We start from the raw sequence: 22151 nt of genomic DNA on the forward strand, positions 1-22151 counted from the left end.
TGTTTTTATTCTAACTTGTTAATACTACTATTGCTATAAACGTAGATACATCTGAGGCCAATACCTATTATACATGGAAAGGCTTTATCTCTTGTCGCCCCTGTCATGTATAATAGGTACTGTATTTATAAATGATTTATGGTAAAATAAAAGAGTATATTTCCTAAAGGAGTGATATTAATGAATACTACGAGTGTATTTACTATTGGGGCAATTCTTAGTTTAGTAGTTGGAGCAGGTGTTACATTGCATCGTTATAAAAAGAAAAATTTACAGAAGTTCTTCACGCAGACATATGAAATGGCAAAGCAAGTCCCAAAACAAAAGAAAAATAGTTTTCTGCTTCTAATGTTTAAAGAATCTCTTTTGTCATCAAAAAACAAAACAGCTACAAATTCTCTTGCGAATAAACTTAACAATCCTAAATATCTAAATATTCAATTAATACAAATGTCAAATATTCTTAAAGATCGCTCAAAAGTACATGATAAAACAATGAAAAGAGCATTGAATCTACTTGGTGATTATCAGACATGGGAAACAGATAAGTTAGCTAAAGATAAACAATCAATTCAAGATAAAGCATCGTAATAGGTCATAGAGATATTTAACAACAGAGCTATCTACTTTACTCTGAATTTCACCTATTGACTATAGAAAGTACTAAAAAATATTAAAAACCTTATTTGTCCTATTTAATTAAGTCAAATAAGGTTTTTTTCTGTTTCCATTAATGAATGTTAAATCCATAATTTTCTTGACAAACGCTGTTATTTCCAACCTATATCTGCTTTATTTCTTGGTACAGTTCGTTTGTATTCTATATCTGGGTAACCAATTACCATACAACTTACTATTTGTTTTGAATCTTTAATCTCAAGAAAATTTCTTATTTCTTTATTTTCTTGTGCCGCTCTTACAAAAAATCCACTGAAGAAAGTTCCAAGCCCTAATGCATTTGTCATAAGTTCCATATTTGAAGAAGCTAACGAACCATTTACCTCTATGTTAGCTGTAACGACAATCACTGCTGGCGCATTAAAAAATAGGCCGTCTTTTCCCTTAGGATTTTCTTTATATGCTTCATACATGCCAATCCATATTTGTGCATATCTTTTATAGACCATAGTCTCTGGCGTTAAATTCGCCAATATATGTTCACCAATATTTTTTAAACTTTCAAGTGTTAATTCTTTTAATTTTTCTAACCCTTCTTTGACCACCACATAAGATACATCTTGCATATTAATTGCTGTCTGCGTAAATCTTCCAGCCTCAATAATTTCATATAATTTCTCTACCTCTACATCTTGTTTTTTAAATTTCCTTACACTTCTTCTGAATTTTATAAAGTTTAATAAATTCTCAGGGTCAACATGAAATTTATCTTTAGAATAATTCTGTACTTCTTCCATATTGTATTCATCTGTCGTTACGGCATCTTTAGGACATATAGCAATACAATGTCCACATTTAATACAAGTAACATTATGAATCTTCGCTTTGCCATCTACCATTTCTATATCTCTCGCCACACAATCTTTCACACATTGTTTGCATCCTATACATTTTTCAGTATCTATAATCATCATAATTTTTCCGCTCCTTATTTGTTGATGAACAAATAAAAAATTAAAAGTTAACTAATTTTTCAATTGTTCTTTACTGTTATGCTCGTTTGAGCTATCTATAAATAAAACTTATCATACTTTCGTATATAAGTACAGATTCATTCAATAATAATTATGATTATACCCAAATCATTTGATTCTGTCCAATCTTAGAAGCAACAGAAGATTTTTATAATAGATTAATGTCAATATGAATAAAAAGAGTTATGCTTAGAATTCTAAGCATAACTCTTTTTATTATTGGTGGAGGCGAGGGGACACTTATTCCATTATCTCTAATGGCGCTGACTATATCTTGAGGTTATCTTTAACCCCTCTGGCGTGTTATAGAAGTTTTAGTATAGTTTTTAACTTCTATCCTAGTACATCCAGTTTGGATGCCTATAAGTCGATACAGAGCTGTTGGATTACTCCACATACTCCTCGGTATTGCCGTCGTCTTTACGTTACGGTTTCACCGATCAAGCCAAATTTTCACTTGTAGTTCACACTACAAGGCGACTCTTTTTGAATCGAACCCCTGTCCGAAAGCCCTTTGCCAATAGCTTCTCCGAGTGCATTCATTGTTTTAGGTTCTCATCCTCACAATCGCCCAATGACAGGCTATCGGTTAGACCAGTCTCAATTATTCTACGTTTGGGTCGAGACACCCCCAAAGTAGTTCCCCACCTTAATGACGTTCTAGTCTAAGCCGTGGGAAGCTTAGGTAGACCGAGCAGCTGTTATTAAGCTGCTAAAACGTAATCGTTTTTAGCGTTTATATTTAGTTCCCCAGTTTTTTAAGGCGGACCCCAAGGAAAAACCGCCACTCGCTACTATTGACTCTAAACCCCCGTCGAAACCTGTACGCCCCCATGATATGATAAAAGTCTAATAAGACTTTTGTCTTTGACGCATTTCTTTGTGTATACGAAGATTTGCTTCTTTTTTGGCCATATCCGCACGCTTGTCATAGTTCTTTTTCCCTTGTGCTACACCAAGCTGAATTTTTACTAATCCTCGGCTATTGATATAGACCTTAAGCGGTATGAGTGCTAATCCTTTTTGTGTTGTATATCCTATCAATTTGCTAATTTCTTTTTTGTGAAGCAATATTTTTCTTGTTCTTAGAGGATCAACATTAAATATATTTCCTTTTTCATAGAAACTGATATGCATTTTATAGATAAATATTTCGCCATTTTCTACTTTCGCATAACTATCCTTTAAATTGATTCGACCCATTCGAATGGATTTCACTTCTGTTCCCATTAGTGCAATCCCTGCTTCATACGTTTCTTCAATAAAATAATCATGCCTTGCTTTTTTATTATTGGCAACTACTTTCCCGTCTCCCATGCAAACACCTACTTTAAAAGAATCTATATTCATATCAGTTATTAATAATAACACAGAAACAATATTATGTCAAGTATTCAAATTTTCATTTGCTTGTTTGAGAACCAATTCTTTAATATTGTCTAATTGCCCATATAACACAATTTTGTCTCCCTGTTGGAAAACAAATTTACTACTTGGAAAATGTACCATATGCGAACCTCTGTCGACATTGAGTACTTGAATATATTTTTCTTTTAATCCCGAATTTTCAAGTGCTCTATCCACAAGGTTATTGTTTTCTTCTAAAACAAATTCAGCTATACCAAATTCATCATTTAGCTTTAATGCTTCCTCTACCGTCTTATATTTTTTATTTCTTTCCATTTGTATTAAAAGCTGTCTTTCAATGTATTTTTCCATTCTACTAATGACCCATCTGTTTCTTGTTAAAAATAAAATCAAAATAGCAATACCAATAACAACAATCAAACTATACATACCTTCTTCTTTGGTCATAAGGTTTACAATTCCCATAATCAATCCAATTAACGTGGCTGTACCTACATAGCTAATAAGCATCAATATTTCAGCAATTTGTCTTCTTGTTGGATGTTGTGTAATGAGTTCTGCTTCTTTCGTGGTAAAGCCAGTACCTGTAATAATAGATATTACCTGAAATCTTGCCTTATCCATATCAAGCCCTGTAATCTTTAGCGCAATAGCCAATACCTCCACAATAATTAAAAGAATTGAGATCACAAGCACAACATATAATATTCCCAAACAATGTTCTCCCCTTTATTCATTATTTTATAATATGATTCACATAGAAATTTGTTATGTTTGCATTATATTATATATACCTAAAAATATACCTAAAAAACAAATTTTCTTATAGCTTGCGCAACGCCATCTTCATCATTTGTAGCCGTGATATAATCCGCACTTTCCTTCACAAATGTTTCTGCATTGCCCATAGCTACCCCTAATCCTGCATAATTAAGCATACTTATATCATTCTCATTATCTCCGAAGCATACGACTTCTTTTGCCTTTACCCCTAGAGACTTTGCTAAATGATCAATAGCATTTGCTTTTGATACACCTTTGTTCATAATTTCGATATTATTATGCCAGGATTTACAGATTTCGAGGGAACCTATACCTTCTAATTCTTTTCTTGCTTTGGCTAATAAATTTTGATCCTCACTGATCATTTGTATCTTATAGATATTTTCATCACTATTTTCAATGTGCTTATGGGCATCTTCTATCACTTGAATATCTATTTTATCTTCTTCTTTTAAAGTTTTATTCCATTCGGAATATTTGATAGAACTATGTGCTAATTTTTCTGTATAGAAAGTATCTGCACTATAATAATGGAAATAGAGCTTATGCTTTCTTGCTACATCTAAAACCTTTAAGCAATCTTCTTTATCAATATGACTTTCATATATAATTTTATCATCTTCTAAATTTCTAACAATCGCACCATTACATGCAATAATAGGTGTTATAATGTCTAAATATTTTGCATATACTCTTGCTGATGTATATATTCTACCTGTTGCAATAGCAACATGTATGTTTTTATCTACAAGTTCCTTAAATGCCTCTTTATTATTTTGTGATACAGTATTTTCACTATTTAATAAAGTGCCATCCATATCACTTACCACTAATTTGTACATGATCTATTTTCCACCTTTCTTATTCCAACCCTTTAAAAAAGAAGATACATGCAAGTATCTTCTCATCATTTTACTACTGAATGAGCATAAAATCAATTTCCTTTTGAGATACATCTGCTTTGATCACTTTTATTTTCACTTCATCCCCAATTTTAAATTCTTTCTTTGTTCGTTCTCCCCTAAAGAGATGATTTGCTTCATCGTAAATATAATAATCATCCACCAAAGAACTAATCCTTACTAATCCTTCAATGGTATTTTCTAATTCAATAAACATACCAAAGGACATCACACTACCAATAATCCCTTCGAACTCTTCTCCAATATGATGGGACATATATTCTGTCATTTTTAAATCATTGGTTTCTCTTTCAGCTTCAACAGCAATTCGTTCTCTTTGAGAGGATTGTTGCGATGCATTTTCAACAATCCCTTTTAATTGTTTTATTCTTTTACCTGTTAATTTTCCTGATAAGGATTCTTTAATAATACGATGAATTTGAAGATCAGGGTATCTTCTAATAGGTGATGTGAAATGGCAATAATTTTCTGCTGCTAGCCCAAAATGTCCTGTATTTTGTGGCGCATACCTTGCTTTTTTTAAAGATCTTAGCATGAGTGTATTGATGATTCTTTCTTCTTTTCTTCCTTCTACCTTTTTTAATAAATCTTGTAATGCGCGAGGATGGATGTCATTGTTTACACCCTTTAAATGATATCCAAAATTGTGGATGAATTTATTGAAGTTTTCTATTTTTTCCATATCTGGATCTTCATGAATTCTATATACAAATGGTAAATCCGCCCAATGGAAATGTTCTGCCACGGTTTCATTACATACAAGCATAAATTCTTCTATGATTCTATTTGCAACTCTTCTTTCTGCTTGTTTTATTTCAATAGGAACACCTTCTTCATCAAGAATGATTTTTGACTCAGGAAAATCGAAATCTATACTTCCTCTATGATCTCTTTTGCTTCTCAGTATTTTTGCAAGCGCTTCCATTTGTTTAAAGTCTTCTATTAGATATATATATTTTTTCGTAAGATTTTCATCATTCTTTTCGAGTATATCCGAAACATCTGTATAGGTCATTCTCTCAGAAGTTTGAATAATACTTTCATATATTTCATGTTTGATGACCTTACCCTTTTTATCAATTTCCATATTTACAGATAATGTAAGCCTTGGAACTTTTGGATTTAAACTACATACCCCATTCGATAATTTCCTTGGAAGCATTGGAATTACACGATCTACCAAATAGACACTTGTAGCCCGTTTGAATGCTTCTTTGTCAAGAGGACTATGTTCTCTTACATAATTTGTAACATCTGCTATATGTACACCTAATAGATAGTTTCCATTTTCTAAAACTTTTACAGATACAGCATCATCTAAATCCTTTGCATCTGCACCATCGATCGTTATAATTTTTTCACCTCTTAAATCCTGTCTTCCTTGCATTTCTTCTTTTGAAATTTCTTCAGATATATTTGTAGCTTCATTTTCTACTTTTTTAGGAAATGTTTCCGGTAGCTTATATTTTCTGATGATGGATATGATATCTGTCCCGATGTCATCTTTATGTCCTAGTACTTCTACAATTTTTCCTTCTGGATTTCTTCTAGGTTTTGGCCATTTTGTAATATGTGCAACAACCTTATAGCCATCCTTTGCGCCATTTAATTCTCCCTTTGGAATATAAATATCCGTGTTGATTCTAGCATCATCAGGAACAACAAATCCAAAGTTTTTACTACTTTCAAAAGTCCCTACAATTTCTGTATTCACACGTTCAATAATCCGAATAATTTCTCCTTCTACGCGTCTTTTATCTTCAGCTTTTTTTGTAATTCTTCCAATGACCCGATCATTGTGCATCGCTCCATTTATATCACTCGCTGGAATAAAAACATCTGCATGCCCTTCGATTTCAGGCAATATAAAACCAAATCCCTTTGCATGTTGCTGCAATTTTCCAACAATCAAATTCATTCTTTCAGGAGCTGCATATCTATTTTTCTTCGTTTTAATAATCTGCCCAACTATTTCCATATCCGCTAAGATATTATAAAATTCTTCCATTTCAGTAGCTTCTATTTCAAATACATTAGCAAGTTCCATATCTGTCATAGGACTATATGCCTGTTCTCTCATAAATTCAAGTATACGCTCTTTTATAATCAATATAATTCCTCCAATCATTTATTCGCTTATTATTATTTTACCCATAATGATAAATTTTAAAACGATACATTTTTCAAGTAAACGATTGCTTTATTTAAACCAAATCCAATAGGCTAATATACAAGTTACACCTATGTTGATCATGTAAAAAATGGGAATGCCAATATAAAAAGTTTTATGCTGTGTTTTATGCCGAAACACACTCATTCCCATCATGACTCCTGCTGCGCCACCCACGCATGCAGTAATAAAAAATGTTTTTTCCTGGATTCTCCATTTTTCCTTTTTTGCCTTGTATTTATCAATCCCTGTAAGACAAAAACCATATAAATTAATAATCAATACATATAATAAAAAATAAAATTCTTTCATTTTGAATATGGTATCTGATATTATATATATTTTCATTCTATTTCCCCCATTCTAAATAATAATAAGTCATCTGTATTATATCACAGATGACTCATTATTTTAAATTTCTTTGATTTTTTCAACAATCTGATCAATATTGTGCTCAGCTGCATTAATTCTTAGAATTTGATCATTACTTGTCATATTTTTAAATCCTTCATTTATCATTTGATCATAATAAACAAGTGCATCTAACCCCTTGTTGTTTTCTTGTAGATCTGTAACATCAAATCCTTGTTGAATCAATTCTTGTGCAATTTCATTTAACGGACGTGCCACACCTACTACTTTCCTTTTCAATAAATCACCTCCAAAATATAATTATATTTTGCTTCCTGATCACTTTTTTATGCCTTAATCTAAAAAAAGATTCTATCTTGTAATCAAGATAGAATCTTTTAAATGCTATTAAAATAATTTACCGAATAAACCTAATCCGTCAGCAAATTTTAAAAACAATGGTGCAAATACAAGTGAAACGATTGTCATAAGTTTGATTAAGATATTAATAGATGGACCAGATGTATCTTTGAATGGATCCCCTACGGTATCTCCAACTACAGCAGCCCTATGTGCTTCACTACCTTTTCCGCCATGTTTTCCACCTTCAACATATTTTTTTGCGTTATCCCAAGCACCACCTGCGTTTGCCATCATGATCGCCATAAGTACCCCTGAAACAAGTGCGCCAGCAAGTAATCCACCTAATGCTTCTGTTCCAAGTAATATACCTGTTGCAACTGGTGCTACAACTGCCATAATTCCTGGAATAAGCATTTCTTTTAAAGCTGCTCCAGTACTGATATCTACACATCTTGCATAATCGGGTTTTCCTTTACCTTCCATAATTCCTGGAATTTCTCTAAATTGTCTTCTTACTTCTTCAATCATTTGGAAAGCTGCCTTACCAACTGATTCCATAGTCATAGCCGAGAATAAGAATGGAAGCATTCCTCCTATTAACAAACCAACTACTACTAATGGATTTAACACGTCTATTGCTTTTAATCCAACTACTTGTGAATAAGAAGCAAATAGTGCTAATGCTGTTAATGCTGCTGAACCAATAGCAAATCCTTTACCCATAGCTGCTGTTGTATTTCCAACTGCATCTAGTTTGTCAGTGATTTCTCTTACTTCTCCTGGCAGTCCAGCCATTTCTGCAATACCACCAGCATTATCTGCGATTGGACCATAAGCATCTACTGCCACAGTAATACCTGCCGTAGATAACATTCCTACAGCTGACAATGAAATACCATATAATCCAAAAAATTTATAGGATACTAAAATACCAACAGATATAAGCAATAATGGCCAAGCCGTTGAGTACATACCTACTGCTAAACCACTGATGATTGTTGTAGCCGGACCTGTTTCTGATTGTTGTGCAATCTTCTGAACAGAAGCATAATCTGCTGAAGTATAGACTTCTGTTATTTTACCAATTGCTATTCCTACAATTAAACCAGCTGTAATTGCCCCAAATGCATTTAAGTTACCAAAGAACATTCTACTTAAGAAAAATGCGCCTACTATTACGATTATACCACTTGCATAAGTTCCTTTTTCTAGCGCTGCTGCCGGATTTGTATTTTCTCCACCTCGAACAAACATTGTACCAATAATAGATGCAACAATCCCTAATGCTGCTAATGCTAATGGAAATACCGCTCCACTTGTTGGATCAATGTTTTCAATAACCAACCCTAAAGTAATCGCTGATATAATAGAACCAACATAAGATTCAAAAAGGTCAGCACCCATACCTGCAACGTCTCCAACATTATCTCCAACGTTATCAGCAATAACTGCTGGATTTCTTGGATCATCTTCTGGTATACCTGCTTCTACTTTACCAACAAGGTCAGCACCTACGTCAGCAGCTTTTGTATATATACCCCCACCAACACGTCCAAATAATGCAATAGATGATGCCCCTAAACCAAATCCAGTGATAATTTCTGGTTTTCCAATAAGATAATATAATGTTCCAACACCTATAATACCTAACCCGACAACGCACATTCCCATAACCGCGCCACCATTGAAAGCTACACCTAATGCTTTATTCATTCCGCCGTCTCTTGCTGCACTAGCAGTTCTAACATTTGCTTTTGTAGCAACTTGCATTCCAAAGAATCCAGCTAATGCAGAGAAAAATGCTCCTATTAAGAAACATACTGCTGTCATTAGATTGATACCAAATGTTAACACACAAAACAATACAACAACAAAAACAGCAAGAGATTTATATTCTCTTGTTAAAAAAGCCATGGATCCTTCATGAATATATGTAGAGATTTCTTTCATTCTATCTGTCCCTACACTAACTTTATTGATTTTTACAGATAACGTATATGCAAAAATCAACGCAATTACACCTATAACAGGTGCAAGTATTTGAAAATTCATTTGTAATATGCCTCCTCGTTCCCCTAATTAATATAGATTTTGTTTGTTAGATTTATTGTTTTTGAATATAGACTAAAACAACAGAAGTAATTATAAAGACAACTGCTCCAACTGTAGTCGCTTTGCTCAATAAGGTCTCATAGCTTCTTCCTTTATGTTTCCCCATAAGTTGTTCAGCACCACCAGCAATTGAGCCAGATAAGCCTGCACTTTTACCGGATTGTAAGAGTATGCTTGCGATAAGTATAAGACTCGCAATCACTTGTATAATCATCAAAACTGTTTTTCCCATATTTCCACCTCCTCCGTGACTTTAACATACCTATTTTAACACAGCTATTTTTTAAAATCAATATATATTACGTTCCCTCGGATCTCTTTAAGATCCCATAGGTATAAAAGATTTCTCAAGAAAAAATAATAAATCTTATCTATCTATTCCAAACATAAATAAAAGGGTAGAATATTCTACCCCCTTATTATTTCCATCATTTTCTAAATCTATACGAATTATTTTACGTTGTAAAAAGCTTTCTTTCCTGCATATTTTGATGTAGCATCAAGTAATTCTTCTATTCTTAATAATTGATTATATTTTGCAATTCTGTCTGTTCTTGATGCAGAACCTGTTTTGATTTGACCAGCATTTGTTGCGACAACTAAATCTGCAATCGTTGTATCTTCCGTTTCTCCAGATCTATGGGATACAACAGCAGTATATCCTGCTCTTTTTGCCATTTCGATCGCATCAAGTGTTTCTGTAATTGTACCAATTTGGTTTAATTTAATTAGTATTGAATTTGCAGTATGGCTTTCAATTCCTTTTTCTAATCTTTCTGTATTTGTTACAAATAGGTCATCTCCAACAATTTGTATTTTCTTTCCTAACCTATCTGTTAATACTTTCCATCCTTCCCAATCTTCTTCATCTAATCCATCTTCTATAGAAATAATTGGATATTTGTCTACTAATTTTTCATAGAAATCGACCATTTGCTCAGAAGATTTTACAACACCTTCTCCAGCTAAGTCATATTTCTTTTCATCTTTATTATATAACTCTGTTGCAGCTACGTCTAACGCTAGCATTACATCTTCCCCTGGAACATATCCTGCATTTTTAATCGCTTCTATGATTACTTCAAGCGCCTCTTCATTAGACGTTAAGTTTGGTGCAAAACCACCTTCGTCACCAACAGATGTATTCAACCCTTTTTCTTTTAATACTTTTTTAAGATTGTGGAATATCTCCGCACCCATTCTGAGTCCTTCTCTAAAGCTTTTTGCGCCCACGGGCATTACCATGAATTCTTGAATATCTACATTATTATCCGCATGTTCTCCACCATTTAAAATATTCATCATCGGAACTGGTAAAGTTTTTGCATTTACCCCTCCTAAGTATTGGAATAAAGGCATACCGAGTGATTCTGCTGCTGCTCTTGCTACAGCCATAGATACACCAAGAATTGCATTTGCTCCAAGTTTCCCCTTGTTTTCTGTTCCATCTAAATCAATCATCGTCATGTCTACCCCAACTTGATCAAGTGCATCCATATCAATAATTTCTTCAGCAATCACTTCATTTACATTTTCAACAGCCTGGAGTACACCTTTACCTAAATATCTCTCTTTATCTCCATCTCTTAATTCGACTGCCTCAAATGCACCTGTTGAAGCCCCTGATGGTACGATCGCACGACCCATACTTCCATCTTCTAAATGCACTTCTACCTCTACTGTAGGATTTCCTCTTGAATCTAATACTTCTCTTGCATAAACATCAACAATTGTTGTTGGCATATGTATTTCTCCTTTCAATTTAAAAGTTTACTAGTTCTACAAAATCATCCGATTTTAAACTTGCGCCACCTACTAATGCACCATCGATATCTTCTTGATTCATGATTTCTTCTATATTATTCGGTTTCACACTACCACCATACTGAATGCGTATTTCTGTATAAATATCTTCTCCATATAGTTCTTTAATTACTTCTCTAATTTGGTATATCACTTCATTTGCTTCCTCAGATGTAGCTGTTTTACCTGTTCCTATTGCCCATATTGGCTCATACGCAATAACAATATCTAAGACTTTTTTACTTTCAATATCTTTAAAAGCTTTTACTACCTGAGATTTCACAAATGTATTTGTCTCTCCATTTTCTCTTTGCTCTAATGTCTCTCCAACACAGATAATTGGTTTTATTCCATATTTTAAAGCTGTATGTACTTTTTTATTTACAGTTTCATCGGTTTCATTGAAATATTGTCTTCTTTCAGAGTGTCCAATTACGCAATAATCTACACCTATTTCATTTAGCATTAAAGGTGATACTTCCCCAGTAAATGCGCCATTTTCTTCCCAGTGCATGTTTTGTGCTGCAATCTTTATATTCGTCCCTTTTGTAGCTTCTTTAACAGATTGCAATAATGTATATGGCGTACATAATACGACTTCTACATCTGTTCCCTTCACACGGTCTTTAATATTTTCTACAAATTCCACAGCTTCTTTGATTGTTTTATGCATCTTCCAGTTCCCAGCGATAATAGGTATTCTCATGATACCCCTCCTATAAATTACTTGTCTTCTATCACAGCAATGCCAGGCAGTTCTTTTCCTTCTAAAAATTCTAAACTTGCGCCTCCACCTGTTGATATATGAGTCATTTTATCAGCAAATCCTAATTGTTCTGCTGCTGCTGCACTGTCTCCACCGCCAATAATAGTCGTGCCATTACAATTTGCCATAGCTTCTGCAATACCCTTTGTACCTAATGCAAAAGCAGGCATTTCAAATACACCCATAGGTCCATTCCATACAATCGTTTTTGCTTCTTTAATTGCTTCACTGAAAATCCCTATACTCTCTTTACCTATGTCTAATCCCATCATATCAACTGGAATATTTTCTACACCTACTGTTTTATGAACTGCATCTGCTTTAAATTCTTTTGCTGCAACACAATCCAAAGGCAACAATAATTTTACACCTTTTTCCTCAGCTTTTGCCATTAATTCTTTTGATAATTCTATTTTATCTACTTCTAACAAAGAGTTTCCAATTTCATATCCTTTTGCTTTTAAAAATGTATACGCCATTCCACCACCAATAATCAACGTATCTACTTTTTCCAATAAGTTATTAATTACACCCATCTTATCAGAAACCTTTGCACCTCCTAAAATAGCTACAAAAGGTTTTTCAGGATTACTTAGGGCTTTTCCCATCACATCAATTTCCTTTTGAATAAGGTATCCTGATACACATGGTAAATAGTCTGCTACACCTGCTGTGGAAGCATGTGCTCTATGCGCAGTACCGAAAGCATCATTTACAAAAATTTCTGCTAAAGATGCCAATTCTTTTGCAAACGCTGGATTATTTTTTGTTTCTTCTTTTCTAAATCGAACATTCTGAAGAAGTACAACTTCACCATTTTTCATCTCTGAAACAGCTTTTTTTGCACTTATACCTACCACTTCATTGTCTGATGCAAATGTAACTTCTTTTCCTAATAATTCTGCAAGTCTTTTCGCTACTGGCTCTAGGCTATATTTTAGATTTGGATCTCCCTTTGGTCTTCCTAAATGAGACATAAGGATAACTTTCCCTTCATTTTCTATAAGATATTTTATTGTCGGAAGTGCACCTTGAATACGAATATCATCTGTAATATTTTTGTTTTCATCCATAGGCACATTAAAATCACAACGTACAAGTACCTTTTTGCCCTTCACCCCAATATCTTCAATATTTTTCTTATTCAATATCCTTTCACCTCTAATCTTTTAATTGTCTGTTTCTATTATTATATGTAACATACTATTTCATCTTCGTCAATATTTTATACCATATCATTTAAAATATAGGGTTCAATCTTATGATTAAACCCTATCTATTTATTGTTTTTATAATCCTTTGCCGATGATATAACTTACTAAATCAATCACTCTATTTGAATATCCCCATTCATTGTCATACCATGAAACAATTTTTACCATATTTCCACCCAATGCCATTGTTGATAATCCATCTACAATAGAAGATCTTGGATCTTTTTTATAATCTATAGATACCAAAGGCTCATCACTATATCCTAAAATTCCTTTCAATTTTCCTTCAGCCGCCTCTTTAAATGCTTTATTCAATTCTTCTGCGCTTGTTTCTTTTTCTAATTCACATACTAAATCTACTACTGAAACTGTTGGTGTAGGTACACGCATTGCCATACCATTTAATTTCCCTTTTAATTGTGGTAATACTAATGCAACTGCTACTGCTGCACCTGTAGTTGTTGGAATAATGGCTTCCGCTGCAGCTCTTGCTCTTCTTAGATCGCTATGTGGTGCATCTAGTATCTTTTGGTCATTTGTGTAAGAATGAACGGTTGTCATTAATCCTCTTTTAATACCAAATTTTTCGTCAACGATTTTTGCAAAAGGTGCTAAACAGTTTGTAGTACAAGAAGCATTTGAAATGATATGATGATTTGTGGGATCATATTCTTTCTCATTTACACCTAATACAATTGTAATATCTTCATTTTTTGCTGGTGCAGAAATAATTACTTTCTTTGCGCCTGCTTTAATATGTTTCATTGTGGATTCTTTATCTCTAAAGAATCCTGTAGATTCAATGACAATTGCTACACCCAATTCTTTCCATGGAATATTTTCTGGATCTCTCTCTGCATATATTTTGATTTCTTTACCATTTACAATCATTGCATCTTCTTTTACTTCTACTGTCCCATCAAACTTTCCAAAACAGCTATCATATTTTAATAGATGTGCTAGAGTTTTTGCATCTGTTAAATCATTGATTGCAACAATTTCAAAGTCATTACCTGATTTTTCCATAGCTACCTTAAATGCATTTCTTCCTATTCTTCCAAATCCATTAATCCCCACTTTGATACTCATGTAAATTCCTCCCTGTTATATGTATTTTATTTTAATATTTCTGTTGCTAAGCCTTCATCAATCACTAGTGTAAGATGTTTATTTAATCTACTTATTGCAATAACAGCTTCGGCTTTTTCTATACCAGCAGCTGCACCAATAATATGCTGTAACTCTTTATAATGGTTCAAACTCACACCAACCGTATTTACTTCTTGTATAATTTCACCGTCTTTATTAAAATAATATCCAAACGCTTCTGCAACGGCACCTTGTCTTTTTAAATTTGTCATCATTTCTTCATTTAACCTTCGTCTCATTGCCATCTTGTCAGCTCTTCCCATACCAAAAACAAGAATGCCAATTTTTTGAATATAATCTACTACCTCTTTTATATTTGGATCTTCTGATAAGCTTTTAAGCAATTCCTTTGATATGTTATCAGGCATATGTAGGAGTTTATATGAACCCTTAAGTTTTTTAGCCATCTTTGCAGCAATGGTATTTGCTTGTTTTTCAACATTCTTTCCTAGCCCACCCCTAGCTGGAATAACTGTGGCATTCGATAACGCCACTTCTTCATTTTTCATTTCATCAGCAATCATGGCCATTGTTTGCCCACCCGTAATCCCTATAACTGTATCTTCTTTTAACAGAGTCTTAAGATAAATAGCTGTAATACGGCCAATTTCTCTTAAAACAAGGGGGTCCTCATCATAAAAGCCAGGAACAACCATCACTTTCTTAATTTTCAGCTTATTTGCAACCGCTTCTTCAATATGGTATAAACCTTTAAATCTATGTATATAACCTCTTAGTACTTCTAAAGTAGTGTATCCAAGTTTTGTAACATTCATTCCTTCAGCTTTAATGTCAATAAAACCTTGTTCCTTTAAAATATTTACTTCGTTACGAACAATTCTTTCTCCAATTTCCATGACACTTGCTAAATTTCTCCTGCCTATTGGCTGATTATAGTAAATCAATCGCAACATATTTTGTCTGTTTATGAGCGTATCTATCAATTCTGGGACAATTTTTTTCTGAATTTCAATCAATTCATCTATTTCATATTCTTCGTTTTTCTCCATATTCATCTCACCTCTTTGCAATGACTGCCATATTTTTACTCATTGGGACTTAAAACGTCCCCGCAGTTTTTTTTTGTCCCATTCAATGTAAAAAAATATCTATCCATAGATTATCATAAATTCAAATAAATATCAATAAAAAAATGACGTGAATTTTCACGTCATTTAAAATCGTTTTCTTTTTGAAGAAGATGTAATTTTCATCTCGTCCCTATATTTCGCAACCGTTCTTCTGGAAATATTTATTCCCTTTTCTTTTAAATTTTCTGATACAGCTTGATCACTAAGTGGTTTTTTAGGATCTTCCTTATCAATCAAATCTTTAATCATACTTTTAATGCTTCCAGAAGCAATGCCTTCTCCCATTTCATTTGATACGCCACTGGTAAAAAAAGTTTTTATTTCAAAAACACCTCTCGGACTTTGCATGTATTTACCATTTACCGCTCTACTCACAGTTGATTCATGCACACCTACTTGATCAGCAATCTGTTTCAAAGTCAAAGGTTTTAGATGTTTTTTTCCATGTTCAAAAAATTCTATTTGGTAATCAACAATTTCTTTCACAACATTATAGATGGTTTGTCTTCTTTGTTCTATACTTTTAATTAGCCACATTGCTGAATTTAATTTTCCCGTAAGGAATTTTGATGTACTCGAATCTTTATTTTCATGTAATAACATTTTTCTATAATAAGGACTAACAGAAAGTCTTGGTGCAGTTGTATCATTGACTAAAACAATGTATTCCCCTTCAATTTTTTCAACAGTAACATCTGGTGTAATATATTTTATTTCTTCTCCTGAGCTAAAAGCTCTCCCTGGTTTCGGTTCTAATCTTTTAATAAAATCTGTAATTTCTTGCACTCTTTGTGTAGATATATTTAAGGATTTTGCAATATTCAGAATTCTATTCTGTGCAACATCCTCCAAGTGATTTGAAATAATCTGCACGATTTCAACATTTTCTATCCCTTTTTGCTTTAATTGAATCAATAAACATTCTTTCAAATTTCTAGCAGCTATACCTATTGGGTCAAATGTTTGAATAACGGATAAAACGCTTTCTACCTCTTCTTCACTTATGTCAAAGTATGATGCAATCTCAGAAATATTTACATTTAAATAGCCTTTTACATCCAAACTTTCTATAATATATTTCCCGATTTTTTTATATTTTGTTTCTAGAATGGCAAATTGCAGCTGGAATAACAAATGTTCTGTTAGCGTTACATCTGCAGATACAAATTGTTCAAAGGATACTTTTTCCTGATCCTTATTATAATTCGGTTGTTTATAACTTATATCATCGTACTCTTTAAAGTACTCTTTCCAATCAACTTCATCTTTTGTTGGCTTTTCATCTTGTTGGATTTTTTCGTCTTGTTTCTTCTTTTTTTCATCTTCTGAAGAATTTCCTAGTTCGACAACCGGGTTGATTAATACTTGTTCGTCAATAAACTGATTTAACTCTTGGTGATTAAACTGTAGTATCTGGATTGCTTGTTTTAATTCAGGTGTCATGACCAATTTTTGAACTTGTTCAATATTTAAACTAAACCCTAGTCGCATCTCAAACCTTCTCCTTTATAGATAGATTATTTATTTTATTATATCATTAAACTTCTACTAAATAAAGTTTCAACACCTATAAAAAAAACAAACAAGGATTTCTCCTTGCTTATCTTTCACCTTTTTCATATGGATCCCCACTAGCTGCGGGTCCTACAGATTTCCCAACAAAGCTTATTAGAATGACTAATGTTATTATATATGGAAGCATAGCTAAAAGCTGTGATGATATGGCAATAGCTGTCCCCCCTAAGAATATAACAAATCCTTGGGCAGCACCAAATAATAAACATGCCCACATTGCACCTTGCGGTTTCCATTTTCCAAAAATCATAGCAGCAAGAGCAATAAACCCTTGCCCAGAAATCAATGTAGGTCTGAAATTAGAAACTACTGCAATACTCATTGCTGCACCACCAAATCCAGCAAATATTCCTGATAGAATCACACTAAAATATCTAATTTTATAAATATTAATCCCTAACGTATCTGCTGCTTTCGGATGCTCCCCTACTGCTCTAATTCTAAGTCCTATCTTCGTTTTATAAAGCATATACCATATTACAAACACTAAAAGAAATGAAATGTATACAGTTGCATACTGATTTAATACTAAGTCAAAGAATGAGTTCTGAGGAAATACACCCCCTAAAGGTCTAGGAATTTTGTTCTCTAAATTTATAGATTTCGTCATAGTAGCACCTTCAAAAAAGAGGCGACTCAAAAATAATGCAATACCAGGTCCTAAGAAGTTAATGGCGATCCCTGAAACTATTTGATCCGCTCCAAAAGTAACAGATGCAATTGCATGTAATAATGCTAGGAACCCTCCTGCAAGTCCTGCACACAATAAAGCTAACCATGGATTCCCTGTAAAATAGCCTACTGTTGCACCCATCAGCGCGCCTAATGTCATCATCCCCTCAAGTCCAATGTTAACAACCCCTGAATTTTCAGAAATAACACCTCCTAATGCAGCAAAAATGAGTGGTGTTGCATACATCAATGTTGTTCCAAGAATAAACCCTATATTATCTAGCATCTATTTCACCTCTTTTCTCTTTACTAAAGATACAAGTAATCTGATAAATTTAGGCATAGCTATGAAAAATACAATTGTACCCATTACAATACTTACAACTTCTGATGGTGCTCCCATAGCTGATTGTATCTTAGGCCCCCCATACTTCAAAGCCCCAAAGAGTAATCCTGAAAAAACACATCCAAAAGCACCATTACTACCAATCAAAGCAACCGCAATTCCATCAAATCCATAGCCTTCCATAGCTGCTAAAATTGAAACTTGTTTCGATACTCCCATTACTTGCAGCGCACCTGCTGCTCCAGCTAAAGCACCCGCAATACTCATCGAAACAATCATACTTTTTTTTACATTGATTCCACCATACTCAGCAGCATATTTATTAGAACCAACAGATCTTAATTCGTATCCTAATGTAGTTCTGTTTAAAATAAACCAAACTACAAATGCCAATATAATTGCACATATAATTCCCAAGTTTACAGGTGTTTTGAAAATACTCTGCAGTATTGGATGGACCTTTAACCACACTCTTCCATGGGCAGTATATTTCCATTTTTCTAAAATCCCGATAGTTGCAGTATCCCATATTTTATAAGATGCTTCACTATTTGGTCTTTTAAATCCTTCAAGCATAATAACATAATTGTTTAAATATAAAGCAATCCAATTTAACATAATGGTCGCAATAACTTCATGCACACCAAACTTCGCCTTTAAGTATCCAGCAATCCCTCCCCATAAACCTGCTGCAGTTATAGCTGCAACAAATACAACAACGACATGAATACCCATTGGTAATTTTACAAAATATCCTACTAGGGTTGCTACGAGTGCACCGATAATAAACTGTCCTTCTGCACCAATATTAAATAATCCTGTTTTAAACGCAAACGCGACAGAAAGACCTGTCATAATAAGAGGCGTGGCATAGATAATCGTATATAAAATATATTTTGGTTTTCCAAATATCCCTTTTAACATAACACCATATGACTCTAGTGGACTATATCCTGCGATCTTTAAAACAATAGCCCCTACAAGTATTCCTAGGAAAATAGAAACCAATGTTATCATAAAATTACCACTACCCAGCATTTCCTTTATTGAATTCTTTTTATTTTTCATTGCCGCTACCTCCTCCAGCCATCATGAGTCCAAGGGCATTTTCATTTGTTTCCTTAGCTTCTACAATTCCTACTATTTTCCCCTCATAGATTACTGCAATTCGGTCAGCTACATTCATTACTTCATCTAACTCCAATGAAATAAGTAATACAGCCTTATTCTTATCTCTTTGTTCTACTAGAGACTTGTGCACATATTCAATTGCCCCTACATCCAGCCCTCTCGTAGGTTGGGCTGCAATTAGCAATTCTGGATCATTCGTTAATTCCCTTGCAATAATTACCTTTTGTTGATTTCCTCCTGATAATGCTCGTGCCTTTAACGTTTCATCTTCTGGACGAATATCAAACTTTTGAATTAATTCTTTTGCAAAATAGTTGATTTTATTTTTATTAAGAATACCTTTTCGAGAAAAAGGTTCCTTATAATAATTTTCTAATATCATGTTTTCTTCAACACTAAAATCTAACACCAAACCTCGCTTTTGTCTATCTTCTGGAATGGTTGAAATTTTGCTTTCTAAAATCTCCTTTGGGGTTCTTCCTGTAATATCTTTTTGAATCATACATATTTTTCCTGATTCTATTTTCCTTAGTCCTATAATTCCTTCAATCAATTCACGTTGTCCATTTCCGTCAATTCCTGCTATTCCTAAGATTTCTCCTGCATGCACTTTAAGAGAGAGCCCATCTACTGCATTAATTCCACGATTATCTTTTATTACTAGATTATCAATTTCTAATACAACTTCACCCTTTGTTCTTTCCTCTTTTCCTACAATAAAATTAACTTCTCTTCCAACCATTTTATTTGCTAGTTCTTCTTCGGTAGTCACACTTACATCAACGGTATCAATCTGTTTTCCTCTTCGAATGATTGTGCAGTAGTCAGCAATTTGCTTAATTTCTTTCAATTTATGGGTAATAATGATGATACATTTTCCCTGCTTTGTAAGATTTCTAATGATGTCTATTAAGTCTTGAATCTCTTGAGGTGTTAGTACTGCTGTAGGCTCATCTAAAATCAGAATTTCAGCCCCTCTATATAATGCCTTCAAAATCTCAACTCTTTGTTGCATCCCTACAGTAATATCCTGTATTTTTGCATAAGGATCAACATAAAGTCCATATTTTTCAGACAATTCTTGCACATGTGAAACCGCTTCCTCAATGTCCAATTTTCCAAAGCTAGTGGTTGTTTCCTTGCCTAATATGATATTCTCCGTTACAGTAAAAGGCTCCACAAGCATAAAATGCTGATGTACCATACCAATCCCATTCTGAATGGCTATATTGGGATCTGCCATTATTACCGTTTTCCCATTGATCATTATTTCTCCTATAGTTGGTTGATATAAACCATATAAAATATTCATAAGGGTCGTTTTTCCTGCTCCATTTTCTCCTAGTAAAGCATGTACTTCACCTTTATGAACAGTCAAATTAATATCTTCATTTGCAGTAAAATTTCCAAAAACTTTTGTGATATTTTTCATCTCCACCGCTTTTTCTTCAACCTTGATATGGTTCAATAGAATACCCTCCTAATCACTTAATACGAAGCAGCTCAGACGATTTGTCTGAGCTACTTAGTGTTCATTCTATTTATTATATCACTTTTTTTATTTGAATTCATTAAAAGTTTCTTCATTATAAGGAACGACTATTTTTTCATTTATAATTTGTTGTTTTAGATCTTCTACTTCTTTTAAAATATCAGCTGGTACATGCTTATCAGAAGTTGGAGCAATATCTACACCGCCTTCTTTAAGTCCATAAACAACAGTTGTTCCTCCAGGAAACTTTCCTTCTTTTAGATCCTTTGCCATGTTAAATACTGCATTATCGACACGCTTCATTGCTGATGTGATTACATTTTCTGGTGCTAAAGCATTTTGGTCTCGATCTACACCAATTGCAAATTTATTTTGTTCTTTAGCTGCTTCAATTACGCCATCACCAACACCACCTGCAGCATGAAACACAATGTCTGCGCCATCTTTATACATTTGATTTGCAATCGCTTTACCCTTTGCAGAATCTGTAAAGGAATCAGCGTATTGAGTCAGAACTTCTGTCCCATTGTTTGCTGCCTTAACCCCTGCTTTATATCCATATTCAAATCCATCAATAACATTTCCCGTAACACCACCAACAAATCCAACTTTTCCTGTTTTTGTCATCTTCGCAGCAATGTATCCAACCAGGAACGATGGTTGTTCTGCTTTAAACACTACGCCTACTAGATTTTCTGGTGTCTCATCATAAGCATAATCGATAATCGCATATTTTTGATCAGGATTCTTTTCAGCTTCTTCTTTTACCAAATCTCCCATTTTAAATCCGATACCCCAAATTAAGTTATTCTCATCATCTAAAAGCGTTTCCATGTTTGGACCATAATCAGCATCTTGCTTAGATTCCTTATAGTTTGCTACAATTCCTAACTCTTTTTCTGCTCTTTGTAATCCTTCCCAAGCGGACTGGTTGAATGATTGGTCATTTACGCCCCCAACATCAGTAGTCATTGCAATCTTTAATTGTTCTTCTGCTGGTACTTGGTTCTCAGAAGGTTGTTCAGCTTCTTCTGGTGCCTTTTGTCCACAGCCTGCTAGTAATCCTACACATAACAATAGAACTAATGCTAATGAAATTCTTTTTTTAAACATTAAAATTCCTCCTCAATGTTTTTCTTCTTGTTACACACTATTATCTATTCTACATATTTTAGGGAAATCCTTCTTTC

20 protein-coding genes and 1 other RNA gene are annotated in these 22151 nt (G+C 33.6%); 1 reads left to right on the forward strand and 20 read right to left on the reverse strand.

Annotation, left to right across the window (positions count from 1 at the left end):
* Positions 1-180 precede the first annotated feature (180 nt).
* Positions 181-591 carry a hypothetical protein gene (locus EV214_RS02430; RefSeq protein WP_132242338.1) on the forward strand — a complete coding sequence of 137 codons (411 nt, stop codon included), beginning with the start codon at positions 181-183 and terminating at the stop codon, positions 589-591.
* Positions 592-770: 179 nt separating this feature from the next.
* On the opposite strand, the gene EV214_RS02435 is transcribed toward EV214_RS02430, so the two are convergent.
* The 20 genes from EV214_RS02435 to EV214_RS02530 form a co-directional block, all read right to left on the reverse strand.
* Positions 771-1592, reverse strand: coding sequence for a nitroreductase family protein (locus tag EV214_RS02435; protein WP_132242340.1), 822 nt, complete (start codon positions 1590-1592; stop codon positions 771-773).
* Positions 1593-2139: 547 nt separating this feature from the next.
* Positions 2140-2477, reverse strand: a transfer-messenger RNA (tmRNA) gene (gene ssrA, locus EV214_RS02440).
* Positions 2478-2501: 24 nt separating this feature from the next.
* On the reverse strand, positions 2502-2969 hold the full coding sequence (gene smpB, locus EV214_RS02445) for an SsrA-binding protein SmpB (RefSeq protein WP_132242342.1): 468 nt from the start codon (positions 2967-2969) through the stop codon (positions 2502-2504).
* A 69-nt stretch (positions 2970-3038) separates the two neighbouring features.
* Positions 3039-3734 carry a TrkA C-terminal domain-containing protein gene (locus tag EV214_RS02450; RefSeq protein ID WP_243116531.1) on the reverse strand — a complete coding sequence of 232 codons (696 nt, stop codon included), beginning with the start codon at positions 3732-3734 and terminating at the stop codon, positions 3039-3041.
* Positions 3735-3826: 92 nt separating this feature from the next.
* On the reverse strand, positions 3827-4645 hold the full coding sequence (locus tag EV214_RS02455) for a Cof-type HAD-IIB family hydrolase (protein WP_132242344.1): 819 nt from the start codon (positions 4643-4645) through the stop codon (positions 3827-3829).
* Positions 4646-4718: 73 nt separating this feature from the next.
* The gene (rnr, locus tag EV214_RS02460; RefSeq protein WP_132242346.1) at positions 4719-6836 is read right to left on the reverse strand and encodes a ribonuclease R; all 2118 of its coding nucleotides are present in this window, start codon (positions 6834-6836) and stop codon (positions 4719-4721) included.
* Between the two features lie 90 nt (positions 6837-6926).
* Positions 6927-7244: a DUF1294 domain-containing protein gene (locus EV214_RS02465; RefSeq protein ID WP_243116532.1), complete on the reverse strand. Its 318-nt coding sequence runs from the start codon at positions 7242-7244 to the stop codon at positions 6927-6929.
* A gap of 63 nt (positions 7245-7307) precedes the next feature.
* On the reverse strand, positions 7308-7547 hold the full coding sequence (locus EV214_RS02470; RefSeq protein ID WP_132242348.1) for a YkuS family protein: 240 nt from the start codon (positions 7545-7547) through the stop codon (positions 7308-7310).
* A gap of 108 nt (positions 7548-7655) precedes the next feature.
* Positions 7656-9662 carry a sodium-translocating pyrophosphatase gene (locus EV214_RS02475; RefSeq protein WP_132242350.1) on the reverse strand — a complete coding sequence of 669 codons (2007 nt, stop codon included), beginning with the start codon at positions 9660-9662 and terminating at the stop codon, positions 7656-7658.
* 52 nt (positions 9663-9714) lie between these two features.
* Positions 9715-9954 carry a preprotein translocase subunit SecG gene (gene secG, locus EV214_RS02480; RefSeq protein ID WP_132242352.1) on the reverse strand — a complete coding sequence of 80 codons (240 nt, stop codon included), beginning with the start codon at positions 9952-9954 and terminating at the stop codon, positions 9715-9717.
* A 218-nt stretch (positions 9955-10172) separates the two neighbouring features.
* Positions 10173-11465, reverse strand: a complete 1293-nt coding sequence (eno, locus tag EV214_RS02485) for a phosphopyruvate hydratase (protein ID WP_132242354.1) — start codon at positions 11463-11465, stop codon at positions 10173-10175.
* Positions 11466-11484: 19 nt separating this feature from the next.
* The gene (tpiA, locus tag EV214_RS02490; RefSeq protein WP_132242356.1) at positions 11485-12231 is read right to left on the reverse strand and encodes a triose-phosphate isomerase; all 747 of its coding nucleotides are present in this window, start codon (positions 12229-12231) and stop codon (positions 11485-11487) included.
* Between the two features lie 17 nt (positions 12232-12248).
* Positions 12249-13439: a phosphoglycerate kinase gene (locus EV214_RS02495; protein WP_132242358.1), complete on the reverse strand. Its 1191-nt coding sequence runs from the start codon at positions 13437-13439 to the stop codon at positions 12249-12251.
* A 141-nt stretch (positions 13440-13580) separates the two neighbouring features.
* Complete coding sequence (gap, locus tag EV214_RS02500) at positions 13581-14594, reverse strand: type I glyceraldehyde-3-phosphate dehydrogenase (RefSeq protein WP_132242360.1); 1014 nt, start codon at positions 14592-14594, stop codon at positions 13581-13583.
* 26 nt (positions 14595-14620) lie between these two features.
* Positions 14621-15664 carry a sugar-binding transcriptional regulator gene (locus tag EV214_RS02505; protein ID WP_132242362.1) on the reverse strand — a complete coding sequence of 348 codons (1044 nt, stop codon included), beginning with the start codon at positions 15662-15664 and terminating at the stop codon, positions 14621-14623.
* A 165-nt stretch (positions 15665-15829) separates the two neighbouring features.
* Positions 15830-17236 carry an RNA polymerase factor sigma-54 gene (gene rpoN / locus EV214_RS02510; RefSeq protein ID WP_132242364.1) on the reverse strand — a complete coding sequence of 469 codons (1407 nt, stop codon included), beginning with the start codon at positions 17234-17236 and terminating at the stop codon, positions 15830-15832.
* A gap of 109 nt (positions 17237-17345) precedes the next feature.
* Entirely contained in the window at positions 17346-18278 is a 933-nt protein-coding gene (locus EV214_RS02515; protein ID WP_132242366.1) for an ABC transporter permease, read from the reverse strand.
* Entirely contained in the window at positions 18279-19406 is a 1128-nt protein-coding gene (locus EV214_RS02520) for an ABC transporter permease (protein ID WP_132242368.1), read from the reverse strand.
* The gene (locus EV214_RS02525; RefSeq protein ID WP_132242535.1) at positions 19396-20901 is read right to left on the reverse strand and encodes an ABC transporter ATP-binding protein; all 1506 of its coding nucleotides are present in this window, start codon (positions 20899-20901) and stop codon (positions 19396-19398) included. The genes EV214_RS02520 and EV214_RS02525 overlap by 11 nt, the downstream gene beginning before the upstream one ends.
* A gap of 126 nt (positions 20902-21027) precedes the next feature.
* Positions 21028-22074 carry a BMP family lipoprotein gene (locus EV214_RS02530; protein ID WP_132242370.1) on the reverse strand — a complete coding sequence of 349 codons (1047 nt, stop codon included), beginning with the start codon at positions 22072-22074 and terminating at the stop codon, positions 21028-21030.
* Positions 22075-22151: the final 77 nt, after the last annotated feature.

The sequence above is a fragment of the Marinisporobacter balticus genome, assembly GCF_004345705.1.
GTDB lineage: Bacteria > Bacillota > Clostridia > Peptostreptococcales > Thermotaleaceae > Marinisporobacter > Marinisporobacter balticus.